Source organism: Rossellomorea aquimaris, from assembly GCF_001877785.1.
Taxonomy (GTDB): domain Bacteria; phylum Bacillota; class Bacilli; order Bacillales; family Bacillaceae_B; genus Rossellomorea; species Rossellomorea aquimaris_A.
This window is the reverse complement of sequence record NZ_MINN01000096.1, coordinates 121,412-144,424: the sequence shown is the minus strand read 5'-3', so window position 1 is coordinate 144,424 and position 23,013 is coordinate 121,412. Positions and strand designations below refer to the sequence as shown.

At 45.9% G+C, this 23,013-nt stretch carries 22 protein-coding genes, 1 other RNA gene and 1 other annotated feature; of the genes, 20 read left to right on the top strand and 3 right to left on the bottom strand.

The genetic code is table 11. The features are described from left to right. Positions 1-155 precede the first annotated feature (155 nt). The 5 genes from BHE18_RS13270 (at position 156) to BHE18_RS13250 (ending at position 5,324) form a co-directional block, all read left to right on the top strand. On the top strand, positions 156-332 hold the full coding sequence (locus BHE18_RS13270) for an RNA polymerase subunit sigma-70 (RefSeq protein WP_071619041.1): 177 nt from the start codon (positions 156-158) through the stop codon (positions 330-332). Positions 333-404: 72 nt separating this feature from the next. Further along, positions 405-634 (top strand) — a binding site (T-box leader). 69 nt (positions 635-703) lie between these two features. Further along, entirely contained in the window at positions 704-1,975 is a 1,272-nt protein-coding gene (gene hisS / locus BHE18_RS13265) for a histidine--tRNA ligase (RefSeq protein ID WP_071619040.1), read from the top strand. Positions 1,976-2,009: 34 nt separating this feature from the next. Beyond that, complete coding sequence (gene aspS / locus BHE18_RS13260) at positions 2,010-3,782, top strand: aspartate--tRNA ligase (protein ID WP_071619311.1); 1,773 nt, start codon at positions 2,010-2,012, stop codon at positions 3,780-3,782. A gap of 62 nt (positions 3,783-3,844) precedes the next feature. Then, a non-coding RNA gene (gene ssrS / locus BHE18_RS13255) (6S RNA) lies at positions 3,845-4,032 on the top strand. A gap of 527 nt (positions 4,033-4,559) precedes the next feature. Continuing rightward, positions 4,560-5,324: a tRNA threonylcarbamoyladenosine dehydratase gene (locus BHE18_RS13250; protein WP_071619039.1), complete on the top strand. Its 765-nt coding sequence runs from the start codon at positions 4,560-4,562 to the stop codon at positions 5,322-5,324. 50 nt (positions 5,325-5,374) lie between these two features. Here the strand turns inward: BHE18_RS13250 and BHE18_RS13245 are convergent, their stop codons facing one another. Next, entirely contained in the window at positions 5,375-5,809 is a 435-nt protein-coding gene (locus BHE18_RS13245; RefSeq protein WP_071619038.1) for a hypothetical protein, read from the bottom strand. A gap of 148 nt (positions 5,810-5,957) precedes the next feature. Between BHE18_RS13245 and BHE18_RS13240 the strand changes: the two genes are divergently transcribed. The 5 genes from BHE18_RS13240 to BHE18_RS13220 are packed head-to-tail and all read left to right on the top strand — an operon-like array spanning position 5,958 to position 9,679. Continuing rightward, the gene (locus tag BHE18_RS13240; RefSeq protein ID WP_071619037.1) at positions 5,958-6,737 is read left to right on the top strand and encodes a hypothetical protein; all 780 of its coding nucleotides are present in this window, start codon (positions 5,958-5,960) and stop codon (positions 6,735-6,737) included. 3 nt (positions 6,738-6,740) lie between these two features. Continuing rightward, positions 6,741-7,106, top strand: a complete 366-nt coding sequence (locus BHE18_RS13235) for a GntR family transcriptional regulator (protein ID WP_071619036.1) — start codon at positions 6,741-6,743, stop codon at positions 7,104-7,106. Positions 7,107-7,108: 2 nt separating this feature from the next. Then, positions 7,109-7,816 carry an ABC transporter ATP-binding protein gene (locus tag BHE18_RS13230; protein WP_071619035.1) on the top strand — a complete coding sequence of 236 codons (708 nt, stop codon included), beginning with the start codon at positions 7,109-7,111 and terminating at the stop codon, positions 7,814-7,816. Beyond that, entirely contained in the window at positions 7,813-8,739 is a 927-nt protein-coding gene (locus BHE18_RS13225) for an ABC transporter ATP-binding protein (RefSeq protein WP_071619034.1), read from the top strand. The genes BHE18_RS13230 and BHE18_RS13225 overlap by 4 nt, the downstream gene beginning before the upstream one ends. Continuing rightward, entirely contained in the window at positions 8,732-9,679 is a 948-nt protein-coding gene (locus BHE18_RS13220; protein ID WP_071619033.1) for an ABC transporter permease, read from the top strand. The genes BHE18_RS13225 and BHE18_RS13220 overlap by 8 nt, the downstream gene beginning before the upstream one ends. Positions 9,680-9,765: 86 nt before the next feature. Here the strand turns inward: BHE18_RS13220 and BHE18_RS13215 are convergent, their stop codons facing one another. Both BHE18_RS13215 and BHE18_RS13210 read right to left on the bottom strand, forming a co-directional pair. Beyond that, the gene (locus BHE18_RS13215; protein WP_071619032.1) at positions 9,766-10,485 is read right to left on the bottom strand and encodes a hypothetical protein; all 720 of its coding nucleotides are present in this window, start codon (positions 10,483-10,485) and stop codon (positions 9,766-9,768) included. A 96-nt stretch (positions 10,486-10,581) separates the two neighbouring features. Next, positions 10,582-11,856 carry a replication-associated recombination protein A gene (locus BHE18_RS13210; protein ID WP_071619031.1) on the bottom strand — a complete coding sequence of 425 codons (1,275 nt, stop codon included), beginning with the start codon at positions 11,854-11,856 and terminating at the stop codon, positions 10,582-10,584. An 832-nt stretch (positions 11,857-12,688) separates the two neighbouring features. Here BHE18_RS13210 and cymR point away from each other — a divergent pair. The 10 genes from cymR (at position 12,689) to BHE18_RS13155 (ending at position 22,704) form a co-directional block, all read left to right on the top strand. Beyond that, complete coding sequence (gene cymR, locus BHE18_RS13205) at positions 12,689-13,108, top strand: cysteine metabolism transcriptional regulator CymR (protein ID WP_071619030.1); 420 nt, start codon at positions 12,689-12,691, stop codon at positions 13,106-13,108. Between the two features lie 13 nt (positions 13,109-13,121). Further along, the gene (locus tag BHE18_RS13200; RefSeq protein WP_071619029.1) at positions 13,122-14,264 is read left to right on the top strand and encodes a cysteine desulfurase family protein; all 1,143 of its coding nucleotides are present in this window, start codon (positions 13,122-13,124) and stop codon (positions 14,262-14,264) included. A 47-nt stretch (positions 14,265-14,311) separates the two neighbouring features. Next, positions 14,312-15,427, top strand: a complete 1,116-nt coding sequence (gene mnmA, locus BHE18_RS13195; RefSeq protein ID WP_071619028.1) for a tRNA 2-thiouridine(34) synthase MnmA — start codon at positions 14,312-14,314, stop codon at positions 15,425-15,427. A gap of 173 nt (positions 15,428-15,600) precedes the next feature. Next, positions 15,601-16,263 (top strand): tetratricopeptide repeat protein, encoded by a 663-nt coding sequence (locus BHE18_RS13190; RefSeq protein ID WP_071619027.1) that lies wholly within the window; start codon positions 15,601-15,603, stop codon positions 16,261-16,263. Between the two features lie 18 nt (positions 16,264-16,281). Continuing rightward, positions 16,282-18,675 (top strand): SF1B family DNA helicase RecD2, encoded by a 2,394-nt coding sequence (gene recD2, locus BHE18_RS13185; RefSeq protein WP_071619026.1) that lies wholly within the window; start codon positions 16,282-16,284, stop codon positions 18,673-18,675. A gap of 163 nt (positions 18,676-18,838) precedes the next feature. After that, complete coding sequence (locus tag BHE18_RS13180; protein ID WP_071619025.1) at positions 18,839-19,435, top strand: biotin transporter BioY; 597 nt, start codon at positions 18,839-18,841, stop codon at positions 19,433-19,435. Between the two features lie 21 nt (positions 19,436-19,456). Next, entirely contained in the window at positions 19,457-20,461 is a 1,005-nt protein-coding gene (bioB, locus tag BHE18_RS13175) for a biotin synthase BioB (protein WP_071619024.1), read from the top strand. Positions 20,462-21,186: 725 nt separating this feature from the next. Beyond that, positions 21,187-21,372 carry a hypothetical protein gene (locus BHE18_RS13165; RefSeq protein ID WP_071619022.1) on the top strand — a complete coding sequence of 62 codons (186 nt, stop codon included), beginning with the start codon at positions 21,187-21,189 and terminating at the stop codon, positions 21,370-21,372. 15 nt (positions 21,373-21,387) lie between these two features. Beyond that, positions 21,388-21,519, top strand: a complete 132-nt coding sequence (locus tag BHE18_RS13160; protein ID WP_071619021.1) for a YrzQ family protein — start codon at positions 21,388-21,390, stop codon at positions 21,517-21,519. Positions 21,520-21,633: 114 nt separating this feature from the next. Beyond that, the gene (locus tag BHE18_RS13155; protein ID WP_071619020.1) at positions 21,634-22,704 is read left to right on the top strand and encodes an AI-2E family transporter; all 1,071 of its coding nucleotides are present in this window, start codon (positions 21,634-21,636) and stop codon (positions 22,702-22,704) included. Positions 22,705-23,013 lie beyond the last annotated feature (309 nt).

Below are 23,013 nucleotides of genomic sequence, written 5' to 3'. Positions count from 1 at the left end.
TTTTTATCGGAGTCTTTAAAGGAACTTTTATTGAATGAAGATAAAAATTCCCATTACCGTTTAATACGATAAAAAAATTAAAAATCCTTCCATGCGAAAGAAAATTGGGTATTTGGAAATGATAGTAGATATGAACAGGTGAAAGGATGGTCTGAATGAGGTCCAGTGATAAAAATTTTATGAGTTCAAAAGGTGAGAACCAGTTATTCGGTTTGGATTTTCATCACTTTGTAGAACGGGAGAAAGATGCTGTAAATGTTGAACTTGCATCTGAATTCGGACTTTCCCTGAGGGAAGTCAAGTTATTGAAAAAGAAAATGGAAAGGTCCTGATAAATATTTTCGGTCATTCCCTTGACATGAACTTATGCCATACGTATCATTATAGAAATAAAATAACATTTTATAAAACCGATGATCGAGAATAGTAACTGAGAGAAACACTTGGATAAGAGAGGAAATGCCGCGGCTGAAAGCATTCTGCAAAGTGACTTGGTGAATGAACACTCGGGAAGGTTTCGCTCTGAACGAATACTAGTAGGAGATGAACGTACCAGGCGTTAACTGGCTCAAGTGGAGGTCTATTCAGGCCTCAATTAGGGTGGCACCACGGGATAACAGCTCTCGTCCCTTGTTATTTATGACAAGGGACGAGGGCTTTTTTATATTTACATAATTTAGTTTGATTTAAGGAGGAATTCAACGTGTCCATTCAAATACCAAGAGGTACCCAGGATATACTGCCCGGAGATGTGGAAAAGTGGCAGTACGTAGAGGAAACGGCAAAAAAATTATGCCATGCCTATCAATATAAAGAAATTCGCACACCTATTTTCGAATCAAGCGAATTATTTACAAGGGGTGTCGGTGATACAACGGACATCGTCCAAAAGGAAATGTATATGTTTGAAGACAGGGGAGGAAGAAGCCTGGCACTCCGTCCTGAAGGAACGGCATCAGTCGTCAGGTCGTTTGTGGGCAATAAGATGTACGGGAATCCGAGTCAGCCTGTAAAACTGTACTATTCAGGCCCGATGTTCCGGTATGAGCGTCCGCAGGCAGGCCGCTACCGCCAGTTCGTGCAGTTCGGTGTCGAAGCACTCGGAAGTGAAGATCCGGCAATCGATGCGGAAGTGCTTTCGCTGGCAATAAGCATCTATAAGGAATTGGGATTGAAACAGTTGAAGCTGGTCATCAACAGTCTTGGGGATTCCGGAAGCAGAAATGCACACAGGGAAGCCCTCATCAATCACTTTAAGCCAAGGATAGATGAATTCTGCGGCGACTGTCAAAACCGTCTGGAGAAAAATCCATTGAGGATTCTGGATTGCAAAAAAGACCGCGACCATGAATTGATGGCAACGGCACCGTCCATCCTTGATTACTTGAATGATGAATCAAAGTCCTACTTTGAAAAAGTCCAGCGTTACCTTAAAGATATGGATGTAGAATTCGAAGTGGATCCAACGCTCGTAAGGGGACTCGATTACTATAATCACACAGCATTCGAAATCATGAGCAATGCGGAAGGCTTCGGCGCGATCACGACGCTTTGCGGAGGCGGACGCTATAACGGTCTTGTCGAAGAAATCGGCGGCCCTGAAACGCCTGGAATCGGTTTTGCATTCAGTATTGAAAGGCTGCTTGCTGCACTGGAGGCTGAAGGAGTCGACCTGCCGATCAATGAGGGAATCGATTTGTTCATCGTTGCGCTTGGGGAAGAAGCCAAGGATTATGCTGTAAAACTTCTTCACACTGTAAGAAAAGAAGGTATTTCTTCTGAGAAGGATTATCTTGACCGAAAGCTGAAAGCTCAGTTCAAAGCAGCAGACAGAAGCCAGGCCAAATATGTGGCAGTGATCGGCGACGATGAGCTGAAAGAAAATAAAATCAATTTAAAAGACATGACAACCGGGGACCAGGAAGAAATCGACCTTGAACAATTTGTTGAAACGGTTAAAGGAAAATTATCCTAAATATATGAAGGAATTCATCAAGGAGGAGAACAAAATGTCAAAAAGAACAGCATACTGCGGTGAAATAACAGAAGAATTCATAGGCGAAAAAGTGACAATAAAGGGATGGGTCCAGAAGAGAAGAGACCTCGGCGGATTGATTTTCATCGACCTCAGGGACAGGGAAGGAATCGTACAGGCTGTATTCAATCCGGATCATTCGGAAGAAGCTCTCAACCTTGCTGAAAAAATCCGCAACGAGTACGTACTGAGTATTACCGGTACGGTCGTTGAAAGAGCTGAAGGAACGGTCAATCCTAATTTAAAGACTGGAAAAGTAGAAATCCAGGTTGATAAAGTGGACATCATCAATGAAGCAAAGACGCCTCCATTCATGATCGACGACCAAATGGAAGTGTCCGAAGATGTCCGTCTGAAATACCGTTATATCGACCTTCGCCGTTCTGTCATGGCTGATACATTTAAAATGCGACACAATGTGACGTCTTCTTTCCGCTCATTCTTGAACGACAATGGATTCCTGGATGTCGAAACGCCGATCTTGACAAAGAGCACTCCAGAAGGGGCACGTGATTATTTGGTGCCGAGCCGCGTGCATCCCGGTGAATTCTACGCGCTGCCGCAATCCCCTCAGATTTTCAAGCAGCTGCTGATGGTTTCAGGCTTTGACCGTTATTATCAGATTGCACGCTGTTTCCGTGATGAGGATCTCCGCGCAGACCGCCAGCCGGAATTCACCCAGATCGATATGGAAATGAGCTTCATGGACAAAGAGGAAATCATGGCGCTTGTCGAAGAGATGATGAAAAAGCTCATGAATGATGCTAAGGGCTTGACGGTCGAAACACCGTTCCCGCGCATGACATACGATGATGCCATGAATCGTTATGGTTCGGATAAACCTGATACCCGCTTCGCGATGGAGCTTGTCGACGTGTCTGAAATCGTGAAGGATTCAGGATTCAAAGTCTTCTCTGGAGCAGTCGGTTCAGGCGGTCAGGTGAAACTGATTAATGTCAAAGGGGCTGCTTCAAAGTATTCCCGTAAAGATATTGACGGATTGACTGAATTCGTTGCACGTTATGGAGCGAAGGGACTTGCCTGGCTGAAAGTTGAGGAGGAAGGTTTGAAAGGGCCAATTTCAAAATTCGTTTCAGAAGAAGATGCATCCCAAATCTCTGCTGCTTCGGAGGCTGAAACGGGTGACCTGCTTCTATTCGTGGCAGATAAAAAATCTGTTGTAGCAGATGCATTGGGAGCCCTTCGCTTGAAATTAGGAAAAGAACTTGAATTGATTGATGAGAGTAAATTCAATTTCCTTTGGGTGACAGACTGGCCGCTTCTTGAATTCGATGAGGAAGAAAATCGTTACTATGCAGCGCATCACCCGTTTACGATGCCTGTGCGCGAAGACCTTGAAAAATTCGATTCAAATCCTGCCGATGTCCGTGCAGAAGCATATGACCTTGTGTTGAATGGATATGAACTCGGGGGAGGATCCCTGCGTATCTACGAACGCGACATCCAGGAGAAGATGTTCAAAGTACTTGGATTCTCAAAAGAAGAAGCCCAGGAGCAGTTCGGATTCTTGTTGGAAGCATTTGAATACGGGACGCCTCCTCACGGCGGGATCGCACTCGGCCTCGATCGTCTGGTCATGCTACTTGCAGGACGCACCAACTTGCGCGATACCATCGCCTTCCCTAAGACGGCAAGCGCAAGCTGCATGCTGACGGAAGCGCCGGGCGGAGTCAGTGAAGCTCAATTGAAGGAACTATCATTATCACTTGATTTGAAGAATGAGTAAAAGTTCCTAAGGGCCATTCATTGAAAATTCAAACTTCTTATGATATGATTTAAACAATCAAACGAGTCCTGATGTGTACGACGTTAACCCTGATAGTTTTGACCGAACAATTAAAACTTTGGGAGCTTGTCGTTTCTGTTACGCGTTCATGCCTCTTTCAGTGGACTTACAACTAACAGAGCAAAGCACCCACCTGCCGAGAGCGGGTTCAAAACGAAGGAATCGCAGCGACGGCACAATTGGGACTCGTTTACTCCAATTGAAATGAATCATATTTGATATAAAACCAGGCTGAAATATGCCTGGTTTTTTGTGTGTAAAATTGAAAGAATGGTAATTATGAGTTTACGGCGGCGAAGTAAGGATAGAAGAAAATAAACAGAAATGAATTCAACATTATAAATTGACTCCAGCGGTTGATTGGAGTGCAAGACGAAGACTCCTGCGGGAAGAGTAGCTAATGTGAGACGTGTCTAGCTGCGGGGCTTAGAGGCACATGTCATAAGTCAACTCGTCCAAGAAGGCAAAAAACGCCTTCATGGCCGATTCGCCTTATGCCACCCGCCTCTGAGCAAAGCCCCTCCGCTTTTCCCACCCGCAGGGAGGTACGACCGAGGAGGCTCACGGGCTACCCGCGGAAAGCGAAGTCTTGCACGGAAATCAAAAGCGGAAATAGAAGACAAAGCTCAGAAAAGATTTCAAGTTGATTTTCCCCCTGCTATCCTTTATTCTAATTCAGTATAAACCTAGTCGAATACTTATAATGGAGTTGATCGAATGCTACACCAGTTTTCCAGAAATGAACTAGCGATCGGAAAGGAAGGACTCGATATCCTGAGGAACAGCACGGTTGCCGTTCTCGGAATCGGAGGAGTGGGCTCTTTTGCAGCAGAAGCATTGGCTCGTTCCGGTGTCGGCCGCCTCGTGCTGGTGGATAAAGACGATGTCGATATCACAAATGTAAACCGCCAGATCCATGCGCTCCTTTCTACTGTTGGAAAGCCCAAAGCCGATCTGATGCGCGACCGCATCAAAGATATTAACCCTGAATGTGAAGTCATCTCCCTGAAGATGTTCTATACAGAAGAAACATATGAGGAGTTCTTCAGTCACGGCTTGGACTTTGTCATTGACTCTTCCGATACGATTGCCTACAAGATCCATCTCATGAAAGAATGCCTGAAAAGGGAAATACCTTTGATCTCAAGCATGGGTGCGGCAAATAAAACAGATCCGACCCGCTTCCAGATTGCGGATATCAGTAAAACGCATACGGATCCGATTGCGAAAGTCATCCGTACACGTTTGAAGAAACAAGGAATCAAAAAAGGTGTTCCTGTCGTATTTTCGGATGAAAGTCCGATTGTCATCCGTGAAGATGTACGAAAGGAAGTCGGAAAAGATGATGCCAAGATCAGGAAGGCACAGATGCCGCCGTCTTCCAATGCTTTTGTTCCATCCGTTGCAGGATTGATTCAGGCGAGTTATGCAGTGAATCAGCTGTTGAAAGATATTGAAATCAAACGAGTGAAAGATAAATAAGTGAGGAAAGGCCCGTCTTCGTGCAGACGGGCCTTTCTTTTTTAGGATCATCAATGGATGACAGGTTTGGATGAAGCCTCACCGTAATGCTCCGCTTCTTTAAGGATCGAGAGCAGATGCTGCAGCTTCTTTTGTTTTTTCAGGAGACTCTCATATCTTCCCTTCAACTTTTTCTGATCATGAAGGACCTCCTTTTTTTCTTGCTGCAGTCTTTCATTTTCCCCCGGCAGGGTATCAGGCTGCTGCATGTTTTTCAGGAAATGGATACAAGCCTGAAGAGTAAGGGGAGAACTGTCCGCTGCCATAGCGTTCTTTTTCCTGATCGCATAATAATGATGCGAACAAGTCGCCGTTGTGCGGTTCATTTTCTCCGCTGCTTCCTGAAACGCGGCTTTCTTTGTAAATCCTTTTGCTACAAAAGAATCCACTGTTTCAATTAACAGTTTTTCCTCGGAATCTGTCCAGCCTTTCCTTGAAGAATTCATGATATCCCTCCCTGCATATGCTCTTTTTTATAGCTTTACACAACCCATAAAATTAATGAACCCATTTTATGTAAAAAGGATTGACTTGTAAATGTGTCATAGTGTACTATCTAACTAGAACACTAAAACACTTTAGGGAGAGTCGGATATGAGCCCATTTAAAGGACTTCTGTGGAAGGATTTTAAAACATCAAAAATTTGGTTTTACGGCTGGATCGCCATTATCTTATTCATTTATGCATTGGGGTTGATACTCGGCAGGGTTATAGGCGAACCGACTGTTGTTGTTGTGTTTGTCATTATGCTCGGGATCTTTCATCTTGCCGTCATGCCGGTCATCTTATTCTCCATGCTCAGGGTGGAAGGAAAGACCCAGCTGTGGCTTCACAGTCCGCAAAGCGGCTTTAAATTGATCGTGCCGAAGTTGATCCTTGCTTTCATTTATTCAACCGCTTCTTTTTTACTGGTTGATATTCTGGGGGTCCTCAGCCTCGCAGGCCTGCCGGATTCAGCGAACTTCTTTTCTTATTGGCCGATTAAGGAAGGGATCCTATTCAATTTAGGAATATCAGCTGCTGCACTTAACTTTTCCATCTGGATTTTTTTCTTTTGGACATTGTACTATGCACTGGGGAAATTCCCACCCATCAAAAATATAAGATGGCTGTTCATCCTTGGATTTATTATTGTCTATCAAAGCATAACAGCGATGTTGATGAGCTTTGGCTGGGTGCAGGATCTTTTTGAAGCGTGGACGATCGACGTACCAGCAGGTTTTGCTTTTACTGTTGGCCAGAAAAATGCAGATGCAGGATTTTACAGTGAAATCATCCCGTTTCCCATCCTTCCCTTCGCTTTTGAAGGGCTTGTCATGATCTCTTTGTTCATCATTTCCTGCTGGTTATTAGACCGTAAAGTCGAGGTGTAAGGAATGACAGAAGAATATACAGCATCAAAGCCGATATACGTGCAAATAGCAGACCGCATCATCCGGGGGATCGTCAGAAAAGAATTAAATCCTGGAGATAAGCTGCCCTCCGTCAGGGAGATGGCGATTCAATCGGGAGTAAATCCGAATACCATTCAAAGAACGTACAGTGAATTAGAAAGGATGGACATTGTGGAGACAAGGAGAGGGCAGGGAACATTTGTGACTGAAAATAAGGAGATTCTGTCAGTGTTGAATGAGAAAGTCCAAAAGGAAGTGGTGGAGCAATTCATCCGCAACATGAAAGAACTCGGCCTGTCGAAACAGCAAATGATCGAAAGCCTTGAAAAGTATGGGAAGGGGGAATAGAAGTGATCCGGTTTCAAGAGGTGACAAAAAAATATGGACATGGGACGGCACTTGAAAACACCACGCTACAGTTTAAGAAAGGGAAAATTTACGGATTGCTGGGTCCTAACGGCAGCGGTAAATCAACTACCTTAAAGATGATTGCCGGTCTCGTTATTCCAAGCAGCGGGACTGTGACCGTGAACGAAGAGGCAGTTACCAGGAAAATAGCGGATAAAGTGGCTTATTTGACAGAGCTGGATATGTTCTACGAAGCTTTCTCTGTTGATGGGATGATTTCCTTCTATGCTTCGCAGTTCAAAGACTTTGACAGGAAGAAAGCATATGAGCTGTCAGAATTCATGGATTTGGACAAAAATAAAAAAATTAAACATTTATCAAAGGGAAATCGTGGAAGATTGAAACTTATCCTCACCCTGTCACGTAATACAGAGGTGCTTCTCTTGGATGAACCGTTTTCGGGACTGGATCCGATGGTCAGGGATTCGATTGTGAAGAGTCTGATTTCATATATTGACTTTGGCAATCAGACGGTCATCATCGCCACGCACGAAATTGATGAAATCGAAGCAATCCTGGATGAAGCCTATATCATCCATAATGGCAGGATCGAAGGTCATTGCGAAGTGGAGAAGCTGAGGGAAGAAGAAGGATTATCAGTGCTTCAATGGTTGAAGAAAAAGACGGCTGGAGGGAGTAGAGAAGAATGAATACGATTGTGAAGTTACAAAACGTATCAAAAGTCATTAAGGGAAAAAAGATCATAGATGACCTTTCTTTTGATGTGTATGAGGGAGAAGTATTTGGATTCCTGGGACCGAATGGAGCAGGGAAAACGACGACGATCAGAATGATTGTCGGGTTGATGAGCATATCCCAGGGGGATGTACTGATCTCGGGTAAAAGCATCAAGAAAGACTTTGAAGGGGCGATTGCATCTGTCGGAGCGATTGTCGAAAATCCGGAGCTTTATAAATTCATGTCGGGATATAAAAATCTGCAGCATTTCGCCCGGATGCAAACAGGGATAACTGATGAAAGAATCAAGGAAGTAGTCGAATTGGTCGGCTTGACTGATCGGATCCATGACAAAGTCAAGACATATTCCCTTGGAATGAGACAGCGGCTCGGCCTCGCGCAGTGCCTGCTTCACAGACCGAAAATCCTGATATTGGATGAACCGACAAATGGATTGGATCCTGCCGGTATCCGTGAAATTCGTGCCTACATACGAAAGTTGGCAGAAGAAGAAGGTATGGCTGTCATTGTATCGAGTCACCTGCTTTCCGAAATGGAAATGATGTGTGACCGCATCGGGATCATTCAAAAAGGGAAGCTTGTCGATGTTCAGACTGTACGTGATTTTGTGGACGGGAAGGAGCTCGTCTATCAATTTGAAGTGAATGATGAAGAAAAGGCGCGTGCTGTGATGAACATCTTCAATCCTTCCCTTGTATTCGAAGTGAAGAATAACAAGCTTCAAACGGGCATTACAAAAGAACAGGTTCCTCAGCTGGTTAAAGCATTCGTGGAGAACGATGTGGAAATATTCAGTGTCATGCAGGTGGCGAAGTCATTAGAGGACAGATTCCTCGAAATCACGGATGAGAAGGGAGAAGTCATGCATGCTTAATCTGATCAAGAACGAATGGATGAAAATCTTCAGGCGCGTAGGTACTTGGGTCATGCTCGGTATATTAATTTTGATAATAGGGGTAGTCGGTGCATTCACAAAATATGAAGACTCAAAAGTGAAAGAAACCGATAATTGGAAGCAGGAACTCGCCATGCAGGTCGAAGGTGAGAAAAAAGCACTTTCTGAAGGTGGTATAGATAGATACAATAAAGGATTGATGGAAGAAAGAGTAGCCATCAACGAGTACAGGATTGAAAACGATATTGCACCAAAGTCGAAAGAAACGGTATGGACCTTTGTAGAGACGAATGGCTTTGCCGTGACGCTAGTCGGCTTGTTTGCGATCATCGTGGCAGCAGGTATCGTGGCAAGTGAATTTTCATGGGGGACAATCAAGCTGTTGTTGATCCGTCCGATTTCTAGGTCGAAGATATTACTTTCAAAATATCTCACTGTGATCCTGTATGGAGTGACGATGCTTGCGATTCTTTTCGCAGTTTCCTCCCTATTGGGACTAATCCTGTTCGGAGGCGCGGGTCAATCTGTTCACCTTGCTTATATTGATGGTGAAGTGGTTGAGCAGAATATCGTTGCATACCTGATCAAAACCTATTTATTATTATCAATAGATGTGATGATGATGGCCACGATGGCTTTCATGATTTCGACGGTATTCAGAAGCTCTTCCCTTGCAATCGGACTATCCTTATTCCTGTTGTTCATGGGAGCTAATGCAACACAATTATTGGCGATGAAATTTGACTGGGCTAAATACAGTCTGTTCGCCAACACGAATCTGACTCAGTACACCGGTTTCAGTCAGCCGATGGTAAAGGGGATGACGATGGGCTTCTCGATCACCATGCTGATCATATACTTTGCCATCTTCCAGCTGCTTGCATTCTTTGTTTTTAGGAAGCGGGATGTGGCAGCCTAGTAAAGGAATTTCCGAAGTCAGCCTGGCGGGCTGACTTCTCAAAAATTTTACAGCAAAAAGACGGTCTACATGCGGACCGTCTTTTTTTATGAGTACTTATAAAGTTCAGAGAAATTCAGTCTCGTTGTCTGGTTAAGGAGATAGGCAGATTTCGTGGCGTTTATCTTTCTCAGAGTATTGAGCGCTTCAATCATCTTGTCACGTGTGACGATCCCGATTCCGTGCCCGAAATATTGATCCGGTCCCAGGTAAACGGCGTTTTCACCCATCCAGATCGGATCGCCGTAATCTGGATTATAAAAGTAATGTACATCTCCGGGTATGTTGTCGACTCCTTCGTACGTTTCCATATGCATGGCCTCATTGTAATTATGGCCCCAAATGTGCATGGGGGAATAAAGGCGGTCGAAATATTCGGTCCGTATCGTATCAAGGATGGATTTATAGTAAAGAAGCACAACGGTTGTCACACATTCGAAACTGTACAAATAAGGATTCTCGAATACATCTTTGATCGCCGCTGAAGGACGCCTGCCCGGCCGCAGGCGGTACCCGTTCATCGTTTTGATCCAGTAGTATGGATTGAAGGATGATGCCGCAAAGGCAGAAAACGTCGCAGCACTGTTGTTCAGCCATCTGCTGTTTTCAATGATTCGATCCCTCATTTTCACTTCGAAAGAGAGTTCTTTAAGGTCATTGTATTCATACCGTATTTTGCTTTTTTCTAGGGCACTCAAAATCAGTGGTGCTGAAGCAGGCAGCCCTTTTAAATTGGTTGTGGAAGAGCCGTCTTTCAGAATGATCATCGGCATGACCTCCGCGGACTTTTTATCAGTGTATGTGACAGCAGCCCGATGGTGTCAAAAGAGCCAGACCCTATAAAAGGGTCTGGCTCACATTCACTATTTCATCTGCTTATTGATTTTCTCATATACTCCTGCGATGGCCTGCTCGAATTTCCCGGTCGATTTAGGGGTGTAGTAGCGTGCATTTTTCAACCGGTCCGGCAGGTAGGTCTGCGGGACCCATCCTGAATCGTAGTCATGCGGATATTTATATTCGATTCCTCTTCCCAGTTCACTTGCCCCTTTATAGTGGGCGTCCTTCAGATGATCCGGGACTTCCCCGCTTTTCCCTTTCCGGATATCAGAAAGAGCCCCGTCGATTGCAAGAATGGCGGAATTGGATTTCGGCGACAGGCAGAGTTCGATGATGGCATTGGCCAGCGGGATCCGTGCTTCTGGAAACCCGATTTTTTCAGCCGTTTCGACAGCCGCTAGCGTCCTGGTCCCTGCTGATGGATTGGCAAGACCGATATCCTCATAGGCAATGACGAGCAGCCGGCGGGCGATGCTCGGCAGATCGCCGGCTTCAACGAGTCTTCCTAAATAATGGAGTGCGGCATTCACATCGCTTCCCCTTATCGATTTTTGAAAAGCGCTCAATACATCATAATGCGCATCACCGTCTTTGTCATGGGAAAAGCTTTTCTTCTGAAGGCACTCCTCTGCGATGCCGACGTCGATGTGAATCACACCGTCCGTGTCGGGAGAAGTGGATAAGACTGAAAGTTCCAGTGCGTTCAGCGAACTTCTTACATCTCCGTTGCTGCTGCTTGCGAAATGATGGACGGCTTCATCTGATATTTCCAGGGAGTAATCCCCAAGGCCCCGCTCCTTATCCTCAACCGCCCTGTATATGGCTGTTTTCATTTCGTCTGCCGAGAGCGGCTTCAATTCGAAAATCTGGCATCTGCTTCTGATGGCGGGGTTGATCGCGTGGTATGGATTGCTTGTTGTGGCCCCGATCAATGTAATCATCCCATTTTCCAGGTATGGAAGCAGGAAATCCTGTTTTCCTTTATCCAGACGGTGTACCTCATCAAGAAGCAAAATGACTTTCCCCGACATCTTGGCTTCTTCCGCAACGATCTGTATATCTTTTTTATTGTTAGTGACTGCGTTCAATGTTTTGAATCTATATTTGGTGCTTCCGGCAATGGCGCTTGCAATCGAAGTCTTTCCGATTCCGGGCGGTCCGTATAAAATCATGGAGGAAAGCTGCTTTGCTTTTACCATCCGGTCGATGATCTTTCCTTCTCCCACCAGGTGCTGCTGCCCGATGATCTCTTCGATTGTCCGCGGCCTCATCCTGAAGGCGAGTGGTTTAATAGCCATAACAAATCTCTCCAAACTAGTGTTCTTTTCATCACTTTATCACAGCACAACCCCATTAGGAAATGATACCGCCCGGAAGCATATATGATTGAACCTTTTCACAGCAGATAAATGTATATGCTATAATAACAAGGGTTAATACTGATGAAACTTTCAATTGCCGCTGTTGATTTCCGTGGATGACTTCGCTTTCCGCGGGTGGCCCGTGAGCCTCCTCGGCAAGCCTGCGGGGTCTCACTTGTCTAGCTTCAGGGCTTAGAGGCACATGTCATAAGCCAAACCGACCAAGAAGGCAAAGCCCGCCTTCGTGGCCGATTCGTCTTATGCCACAGCCTCTAAACAAAGCCCTTCCGCTTTTCTTATTGGACACTTCTCCCGCAGGAGTCTGCGTCTTCCACTCCAATCAACAGCTGGAAAGTATTTAAATCAATAAAAATATTGTGCAAAGCTGAAAGAAAAATTAAATCTTAATCAATAGCTTATAAAAAGTTATAGTGGTGATCTGAATGACACCAAGTGAGTGGATTGGAGCGGAATGCACTTGACTCCGACGGGATATAGAGGAAAAGTCGAGACTTGTCCAGATCCGGCGGCTAGCCCCTCGAGGTCATAAGCTAAATGGTCCAAGAAGGCAAAAAGACGCCTTCCCGGCCCATTCATCTTATGCTTGTCGGGGCTGAGCAAGCCGCCTCCGCTTTTCTGACCCACAGGCGGAACGCCGAGGAGGCTCGACTTCCTCCCCGGGGAATCTTGTGCCTGCAGCGGAAAGGAACGGTCCACATTATATACGCAATTGCAGTTACTAAATGATTTTTTAAGAGGTGCAGGAATAATGAAGATATCTACTAAGGGCCGGTATGGCTTGACGATTATGATTGAGTTGGCGAAGCGTCACGGGGAGGGGCCGACATCCCTGAAAACAATTGCCCAGCAGCATGACCTTTCGGAACATTATCTTGAGCAGCTTGTCGCTCCCCTCAGGAACAGCGGGCTGGTGAGAAGCATACGCGGCGCATACGGCGGATATGTACTCGGACATGACCCATCTGAAATCACGGCGGGGGATATTATCCGTATACTCGAAGGGCCGATCAGCCCGGTTGAAGGAATAGAAGACGAAGAGCCTGCTAAACGCGAATTATGGATTCGTATCCGTGATGCAGTGAAAGACGTATTGGATAATACGACAATTGAAGATTTAGCAAGTCATTCAGATGACGGCGAATCCGACGCATACATGTTTTATATTTAGGAGGTGCCTGAAGATGGAAATAATATACATGGATCATGCCGCTACGTCCCCGATGCATGCAGAGGTCATAGAGGAAATGACTTCTGTCATGAAAGAGACGTTCGGGAACCCTTCAAGCATTCATTCTTTTGGCCGTTCGGCCCGTCATCTTGTGGATCAGGCACGGACGAAAATCGCCAAGAGCCTGAAGGCGGATTATAATGAAATCATTTTTACAAGCGGCGGGACCGAGGCTGATAATTTAGCCATCATAGGTACGGTACATGCCAACAACTCCAGAGGGAAGCATATTATCACCACCCAAATTGAACATCATGCGGTCCTTCATACATGCAGGCATTTAGAAGAACAAGGATTCGAGGTTACGTATCTTCCGGTTGATGAATCAGGCAGGATTTCATTGGAAGATCTGGACCATGCCCTCCGGCCGGATACGATCCTGGTGACGGTCATGTATGGAAATAACGAGGTTGGGACCATTCAGCCCATCAGGGAAATCGGACAGCTCCTGAAGGATCATGATGCCTACTTCCATACCGATGCAGTGCAGGCATTCGGTTTGATGGATATCGATGTGAACGAACTTGGCGTCGATATGCTGTCTGTTTCAGGGCACAAGATCAACGGACCTAAAGGGGTCGGTTTCCTTTACTGCTGTCAAAACGTGAACCTGCAGCCCGGCACATTCGGGGGCGAGCAGGAACGTAAGAGGCGTGCAGGTACGGAAAATGTGCCGGCGATTGCCGGTCTGGGAAAAGCCGTTGAACTCGCCCAGCAGAGCTTGGACGAGAAGAGTGCTATGTATGAAGGATTCAAGGAATTGTTCCGAAAGACACTGATGGAAAAAAATGTTGAATTCGATGAGAACAGTTCTCTTGAGCATGGATTACCCCATGTGCTAAACTTAAGCTTTCCCGGAACGGATGTTGAATCGATGCTGATGAATCTGGATATGGCCGGCATTGCCGTATCGAGCGGTTCAGCGTGTACGGCAGGGTCGATTGAACCTTCCCACGTATTGGTTGCCATGTTCGGAAAAGAGTCCGGAAGAACGAGGGATTCAATCCGTTTCAGTTTTGGTCTCGGGAATACAGAAGCGCAAATCGAGCAGGCTGCAATCGAAGTTGCCAAGGTGGTTGGACGATTGGTGTCCTGATCCCCTTGAAGATATAGAAAGCAAAAGAAATAAGGAGGTGGCGTAAAATGAACAAGGACCCTAAGGATACAAGAGTGGTCGTCGGGATGTCCGGCGGTGTGGACTCTTCAGTTGCTGCTCTGCTTTTAAAAGAGCAAGGATACGAAGTCATCGGGATTTTCATGAAGAACTGGGATGACACGGATGAAAATGGAGTATGCACAGCGACCGAGGATTATAATGATGTCATTCGTGTATGCAACCAAATCGGAATCCCTTACTACGCTGTCAATTTCGAAAAACAATATTGGGATAAGGTATTCACCTATTTCCTTGATGAATACAAAGCTGGCAGGACGCCGAACCCGGATGTGATGTGCAACAAAGAAATCAAATTCAAAGCATTTCTTGAGCACGCGATGAAACTAGGTGCCGATTATCTTGCAACCGGGCACTATGCACAAGTCGAATACCGCGATGGGGAATATAAGATGCTCCGCGGAGTCGATAACAATAAAGATCAAACTTACTTCCTTAATCAACTTGGGCAGGATCAGCTTGAGAAAGTCATGTTCCCGCTTGGCGGGATCGATAAGAAAAAGGTGCGGGAAATTGCGAAAGAAGCAGGTCTTGCCACCGCTGCCAAAAAAGACAGTACGGGAATCTGCTTTATCGGTGAAAGGAATTTCAAGGAGTTCTTGAGCAATTACCTTCCTGCGCAGCCGGGGAATATGGAAACGATGGACGGCAAAGTGATGGGCAAACATGACGGATTGATGTATTATACGATCGGACAGCGTCACGGTCTTGGGATCGGCGGTGCCGGAGACCCTTGGTTTGCCATCGGAAAAGACCTGGAACGGAATGTACTGTATGTAGGACAGGGATTTGAACATCCTGCATTGTATTCCGACTCCATCCTTGCAGCGGATGTGCACTGGACGTCTGACAAAGAAAAACCGTCAGAATTCAAATGTACGGCAAAATTCCGCTACCGTCAGGCTGACAATTCTGTAACGGTGATCCCTCTCGATAATGGACAGGCTAAAGTGATCTTCGATGAACCGATCCGTGCCGTCACACCGGGGCAGGCAGTTGTATTCTACGATGGAGATGAATGTCTCGGCGGTGGAACGATTGATACAATCTATAAAGATGAAAAACAACTGACCTATGTCGGTTGATGACGCCGGCAGGGTAAGAATGATAAGGACTGTGAAGAAGGTAGTATACTATTCCTTCGTCCCAGTCCTTTCTTTACGCTCTTTTCACTTATGGAAATATGGTATACTGAGAGCAATTCGAACCTGAAAACCAACTGGTTAAAATACATAACGATATGATAGAGGTGCTGAAAATGGATAAGAACTTAAAAGGAGTCGAGTTACTGCAAGAAGGGAAACTCGAGGAAGCGGTGAAACTCTTTACTGAAGCTATCGATGAAAATCCGAAAGATCCTGTCGGATATATCAACTTCGGAAATGTCCTGTTGTCCGTCGGTGACAACGAAAAGGCAAAGTCTTTCTTCGAGAGGGCGGTTTCGGTCGACGAAGATGCAGCAGCTGCGTACTATTCACTTGGAAATCTATACTTTAATGAAGAGGATTTTGATTCCGCCAAGGGACAATTCGAGAAAGCGGTCCAGAAAGGGATGGAAAATGCGGATGTGTACTTTATGCTCGGCCTGAGCCTTGTTAATCTGGAGCAGCCTAAGTTTGCCATTCCCTATCTGCAAAGAAGTGTGGAGCTCAATGAAGAGGACATCGAAGCACGCTTCCAGCTTGGTTTATGCCTTGCGCAGGCAGAAGCGTATGAGGAGTCAATCGGTCAGCTTTCAAAGGTCATTGAAAAAGAGCCGGGCCATGCAGATGCTTATTACAATCTGGGAGTCGCCTATGCAGGCTATAAAGATGATGCTGATAAGGCATTGGAGTATTTTAATAAGGCGGTCGAGATCCAACCCGATCATATGCTTGCAGGATACGGCATCAAGATGATCGAGAAATTGAAGAATGAATAGTTAGGGGGTTTCTAAGCCTTGAGCCAGCAGGATTCAATGAAGCTGTTTGGAGATGAAGAAACGTATATCAAGGGCAGGCATCTTGTGACGATTTTTCATAATGAGGAAAATCTGTATACCGTTGTAAGGATCCGGGTGGATGAGACGAACCATTCATATGAAGAAAAAGAAGCAGTCATCACAGGCCACTTCCCGCGCATTCATGAGGAAGAGACATATGTGTTTTACGGACGCTTCCAGGAGCATCCTAAATTCGGTATGCAATTTCATGCGAATCATTTCAAAAAAGAGATCCCCCAGACAATCCAGGGTGTCGTCCATTATCTATCCAGCGATCTGTTTAAAGGCATCGGTAAAAAAACAGCGGAGAAAATTGTAGAGCATATCGGTGAAAATGCGATTTCAAAAATACTTGAAAATCCCGGGGTTCTCGATGAAGTTCCCAAGCTTCCCCCTGATAAAGCGAAAAACATTTATGACACGCTGACGGAGCATCAGGGATTGGAACGTGTGATGATCGCCTTGAATGATCTTGGATTCGGACCGCAGATTTCCATGAGGATCTATCAGGCTTACAAAGAACAGACACTGGAAATCATCCAGAAAAATCCATATAAATTGGTGGAAGACATTGAAGGGATCGGTTTCACGAGGGCTGACGAACTGGGTGCGAAAATCGGGATCACCGGAAGCCATCCTGACAGAATAAAGGCCGGCTGCCTTTATACCCTCGAACAAGTCTGTGTGAAGCAGGGCCATGTTTTCCTTGAAGCGGAAGAACTTATCGTGACGGTAAAGGAGCTGCTTGAGAAGAGTCAGCCTGAAAAAATCGAGTATAGCGAGATATCCACTCAACTCTTATCGCTCGAAGAAGAGAGCAAAGTGGCCGGTGAAGGTTCAAAGGTATATGTCCCTTCTCTGTACTTCTCCGAGAAAGGGATCGTCACGAGCATCGAGAAAATCTTATCCCAAAAGCAATATGAGGATCAATTCCCGCAATCAGAGTTCCTGCTGGCTCTGGGGGCTCTTGAGGACCGGCTTGGAGTCCAGTATGCCCCTTCTCAAAGGGAAGCGATTGAAACGGCATTGATGTCCCCGATGCTCCTCTTGACAGGGGGGCCGGGTACCGGGAAGACCACGGTCATCAATGGGATCGTGGAACTGTTTGCCGATCTTCACGGATGTTCCCTGGATCCAAAGGATTATAAAGATGAGCCTTTTCCTGTATTGTTGACGGCTCCTACCGGGAGGGCGGCCAAGCGTATGACTGAATCGACCGGTCTGCCGGCGATGACCATCCACAGACTGCTCGGCTGGAATGGGCAGGAAGGCTTTCAAAATGATGAGGAACGTGCCATAGAAGGAAAACTGCTGATTGTCGATGAAGTGTCTATGGTGGACACCTGGCTTGCCCACCAGCTGCTGAAAGCACTTCCCGATGATATACAGGTCATTTTTGTCGGTGATGAAGATCAGCTCCCTTCTGTTGGGCCCGGACAGGTCCTGAAGGATATGCTGGGATCGGGAGTGATCCCCACTGTCAGACTGACGGATATTTACCGTCAGGAGGAAGGTTCATCGATCATTGAACTTGCCCATAGTATGAAAAAAGGTCAGGTCCCTGCCGATCTGACAAAACAGCAGAAGGACCGGTCCTTCTTCCCGTGCCGGACGAATCAGATTCCCGAAGTTGTCCGGAAGGTAGTCGAAAATGCCAAGAAAAAGGGATACACGCCTAAGGATATCCAGGTACTAGCCCCCATGTACAGGGGATCTGCGGGTATTGACAGCCTGAACAAACTGCTTCAGGAAATTTTCAACCCCAATGATGGGACCCGGAAGGAAATAACCTTCGGGGATGTACACTACCGGATCGGTGATAAAGTCCTGCAGCTGGTGAATCAGCCTGAGAACAATGTGTTCAACGGGGATATCGGGGAGATCGTCTCGATTTTCTATGCAAAAGAAAACACCGAAAAACAGGACATGATCATCGTTTCCTATGAGGGGACTGAAGTCACATATACGAGGCAGGATCTGACCCAGATAACCCATGCCTACTGCTGTTCGATCCATAAATCACAGGGAAGCGAGTTCCCCATCGTCATTTTGCCGGTCGTAAAAAGTTATTTCCGCATGCTTCGCAGAAACCTTCTATACACCGCTATCACAAGGAGCAAGCAATTTTTGATCCTGTGCGGTGAACTCGATGCCTTTAAACTCGGTGTGGAGAGAGAAGACGATTTTATGCGTAAGACGACACTGACTGAAAAACTTTCCCTCATCAATGACGGAGAGGGGAAAGTTAATGAAGATAAAGAAGGTCTGTCTGCGGCACAGATCATAATGAATGAAGATCCGATGGTCGGAATGGAAGGGATCACCCCTTATGATTTCATGGAAGCCGAATAAATACTGGCTTTACAAAGGTTAACAATTGAGGATGGCGGCTATCCTTATTTGTTAACCTTTTTTTAGTTTTTAAGTAAACCTTAATTTAATTTAGGTTGACATTAACTCAGGGAGAACGATATTCTTAAATAGTAATTAACTTTTAATTTGGGGGAAGAGAGAAATGAACAGAAAACTTAGAACCATTGACTTAACATTGGCTGGTATGTTTGTGGCGCTTATGGCTGTCGGTGCCAATATCACATCCTTCGTACCATTCCTCGTCATCGGGGGAGTCCCCATCACGCTACAGACCTTCTTTGCCATCTTGGCCGGTGCCATATTAGGAAGCCGGATCGGGGCGATTTCCATGACTGTATATGCGTTGGTCGGTTTGGTGGGCGTACCGGTATTCGCGCGGTTTGGTGCAGGATTTTCCTCGATTTTCAGCCCGACATTCGGTTTTATCCTGTCTTATATCTTAACGGCCTGTATAACAGGAAAAATCATCCAAAAGCATAAAGGAATCAAGGCCTATGTGATCGCAGCACTGGCAGGAATGGTGTTTAACTATGTTGCCGGCACCAACTGGATGTATGCAGCATACAAGCTTTGGGCGCAAGCTCCAGATGGCTTGTCTTACGGACTCGTTTGGTCTTGGATGCTCGTCCCGCTTCCAAAGGATATCATTCTGGCTGTCTGTGCAGGGATCATGGCTCACCGCCTGGAAAAAACAGTGTTGTCAAAAAGTACATTCAGAAACGTGAATCGCGCAGCATAATAACATTTAGGGGGATATGTTATGGATCATTCATGGAAGGATCTTGCTCTTGAAGTACTTCAGGGAAAAGAAATCAGCGGCGAAGAAGCTTTGTCGATATTACAATGTCCGGACGGGGAGCTGCTTGAGCTCCTGAACGGTGCTTATCAAATCAGGAAGCATTATTATGGCAATAAAGTTAAATTGAATATGATCATCAACACTAAGTCCGGCCTTTGCCCGGAAAACTGCGGATACTGTTCTCAATCGATTATTTCAAAGGCACCGATTGAGAAATACGCAATGGTGGACAAGGATACCATCATAAAAGGCGCAGAGAAAGCACATAAATTAAACGTCGGGACTTACTGCATCGTGGCAAGCGGACGAGGCCCGACCAATCGTGACGTAGATAAAGTGGTTTCGGCAGTAAAAGAAATCAAAGAAAACTATGATATGAAGATATGTGCCTGCCTCGGCCTGCTAAAAGAGGAGCAGGCCGAGAGGCTGAAGGAAGCCGGAGTGGATCGATATAATCACAATATCAATACGTCCCAAAACCATCATGAACAGATCACGACCTCCCATACATATGAAGACCGTGTGAATACGGTGGAAATTGCGAAAAAGCAGGGGATTTCCCCATGCTCAGGAGTGATTGTCGGCATGAAGGAGAGTCTTCAGGATGTGGTGGATATGGCACGCAGCCTCAAAGTCCTTGATGCGGATTCGATTCCCGTCAATTTCCTGCATGCCATCGATGGGACGCCGCTTGAGGGTACGGATGAATTGGATCCAAGATATTGCTTGAAGGTGTTATGCCTGATGAGATTCATCAATCCGACAAAGGAAATCAGGATCTCCGGAGGACGTGAAGTGAATCTTCGCAGCCTTCAGCCTCTGGGATTGTATGCTGCAAATTCAATCTTCGTTGGCGACTATCTGACAACGGCCGGCCAGCAGGAAACAGCCGACCACCAAATGCTGAAAGACCTCGGCTTCGAAATTGACTACACTAATGAAATCACCGCAGAAGAACTTGTTTAGCATATATCTGAAAATTCCTGGTTCAAAACAGTACTAACTCATATAATAAAGCCCGGATTGACTTTAGAAAGGCAATCCGGGTTTTTAGTTTCAATTAGAAGTTGGCTCTTTCCAGCGGTTGATTGGAGTGGAAGACGAAGACTCATGCGGGAAGAGCAGCTTATTAGAAAAGCGGAAGGCCTTTGGTCAGAGGCGGGTGGCATATTACGGATCGTCCACGAAGGCGTTCTTTGCCTTTCTTTGTCAGTTTGGCTTATGACATGTGCCTCTAAGCCCTTAGCTGGACAGGTGAGACTTGTCCAGCTCCTGCGGCTAGAGGCTCGACGTCATGAGTCAATCAATCCAAAAAGGCAAAAAGAGCCTTTCAGGCTTGCTCGCCTTATGTTTGTCGTCTCTGGACGACCCGCCTCCACTTTTCTACCCGCAGGAACGAAGTGACGAGGAGGCACACTGGCTGCCCGCGGAAGTCTTCCGCGTAAATCAATAGCGGGTGTTTAGAGCATGACTCAAATCATCACACAATCAGAGTGAAAATTAGTTGGCTGCAATGGAAAAAGGTTGTTCTCATGAATTGGCGGAAATGCATCACAATATATAAGAACGGTGTATGAGAAGTGTGCCGTTCGGGCGCGTTTTCCCGGGAACAAGTATATCTTTGGCATATATTGGGCAGGATGGTAGGGAATAATCTCCAGTTTTGCTGGTGCAATAGAGGTGACCTTACGATGAAATGTCCAAACTGTCAGAGCAAAGATATAGGAAAGATCGGAATCAACCAATATTATTGTTGGGGATGCTTCATAGAACTTTCCTTGTCAAAAGGAGTCATCCATACTCATCAGGTGGAAGAAGATGGATCATTAAGCTCTTTAGACGACTTGTTCGATGAGGAAGACCGCCAATTAATCTAGGAAGAGGTGTCTTTCTTGAACCGTACATTCGCATCAATTGTTGGTTTTGGAGCGGGAATCGCTGCATCAATTTATTCCCAGCGATCAAATATGATGAACAGAAAGCAAGTGAAAAGGCTTCGCAAACAAATGAAGAAAATGTTTTGACCCAAATACACGTTTTCATTGACTGACTCTCCTGCATGGGAGGGTCAGTTTTTATTTTGTTGTATAAAAACCTCCCCGTGTTTCTAACAATAAGGGAAAGAAGGAGGGGTTGCAGTGGAAACAAGAACATATGCAAAGTGGCTGTACAGACTGTCCATTGCACTCGTCTGTGCCGTGTTCCTTTATATTCTTTTTTTACTGAAACCCGTGTGGCATCCGGTCCTCGAAGTAGTGATCCTATCCCTTCTTCCATTTGCGATCGGAGGCTTCATCGCCTACCTGCTTCATCCCCTTGTGGAAAAGCTGCATGAAGCGGGCATCCACCGCGGCATTGCCATCATGCTCATTTATATCTTTTTTTTCGGGGGACTTGGGTACGCCCTTTATAAAGGAACCCCCGTCATCATCCATCAATTAAAGGATCTGTCGGATAATGCCCCGATGTTTACCTCCCAATACCAGAAGTGGCTTCACTATATCCAAAGTAAAACATCGACATGGCCGGACGGCATCCAGTCTCAACTCGATGACAGGATCGAAGGTATGGAAGCGTGGCTTACCGGGCTGGTAGCCGCTGCGGTCGCGATTCTTTTGAAACTGATGAACAGTCTGCTCATCGTAGCGATCGTACCGTTTGTATCATTTTATCTCTTAAAGGATATAACAAAAGTAAAGAAATTCTTTTGGGAGCTTACGCCTGTCAGGTGGAGGGAGAGTGCCCTCAGGTTTTCAAGGGATGTTGATGAGTCATTGGGAGGCTATATACGGGGCCAGTTGCTTGTCTGTCTGGTCATCGGAGGCCTTTCAGCGGCGGTGCTTTGGTTCTTGGGCATGAAATATCCTTTGATACTGGGAGTCATCATGGGGATCACCAATGTCATCCCTTATTTCGGGCCCATCATTGGAGCAGTGCCGGCGATACTTGTGGCAAGCACGATTTCACTGAAATTGATCCTTTATGTAGTCATACTGGTACTCGTCCTGCAATTCCTTGAAGGGAATATACTGTCTCCTTTGATTGTAGGGAAAAGCCTCCATATGCATCCGCTGTTCATCATGGGTGCACTGATCATCGGCGGCGAAGTAGGAGGGATACTGGGAATGATCGTGGCCGTGCCGGTCCTTGCTGTTCTCAAGGTTGCCTTCATACATGGAAGGACACACTTCCTTCATGCAAAAAACTAGCGTGATATCATTGACAAACGGTTTCAATATTTCTATAATCCACATATACAATAAAGTTTACAAGCTGAAAATGTTGATGGATCCAGTAGGTCATAGCCCATCTGAATGCCAAGGCATATAAGAGAGGAACTTCCCCGGCTGAAAGAAGTTCCAGATGAAGGATGACCGAATGCTAATCCGGAGTGCAGGAAAAACCTGCCGTTAAACCGCGTTAAGGTGTTTGAGGGGTGAATATGGTTTTTCATGTTCACAACCAGGGTGGTACCGCGAGCCAGCTCTCGTCCCTGTTTTTGGGATGAGGGCTTTTTT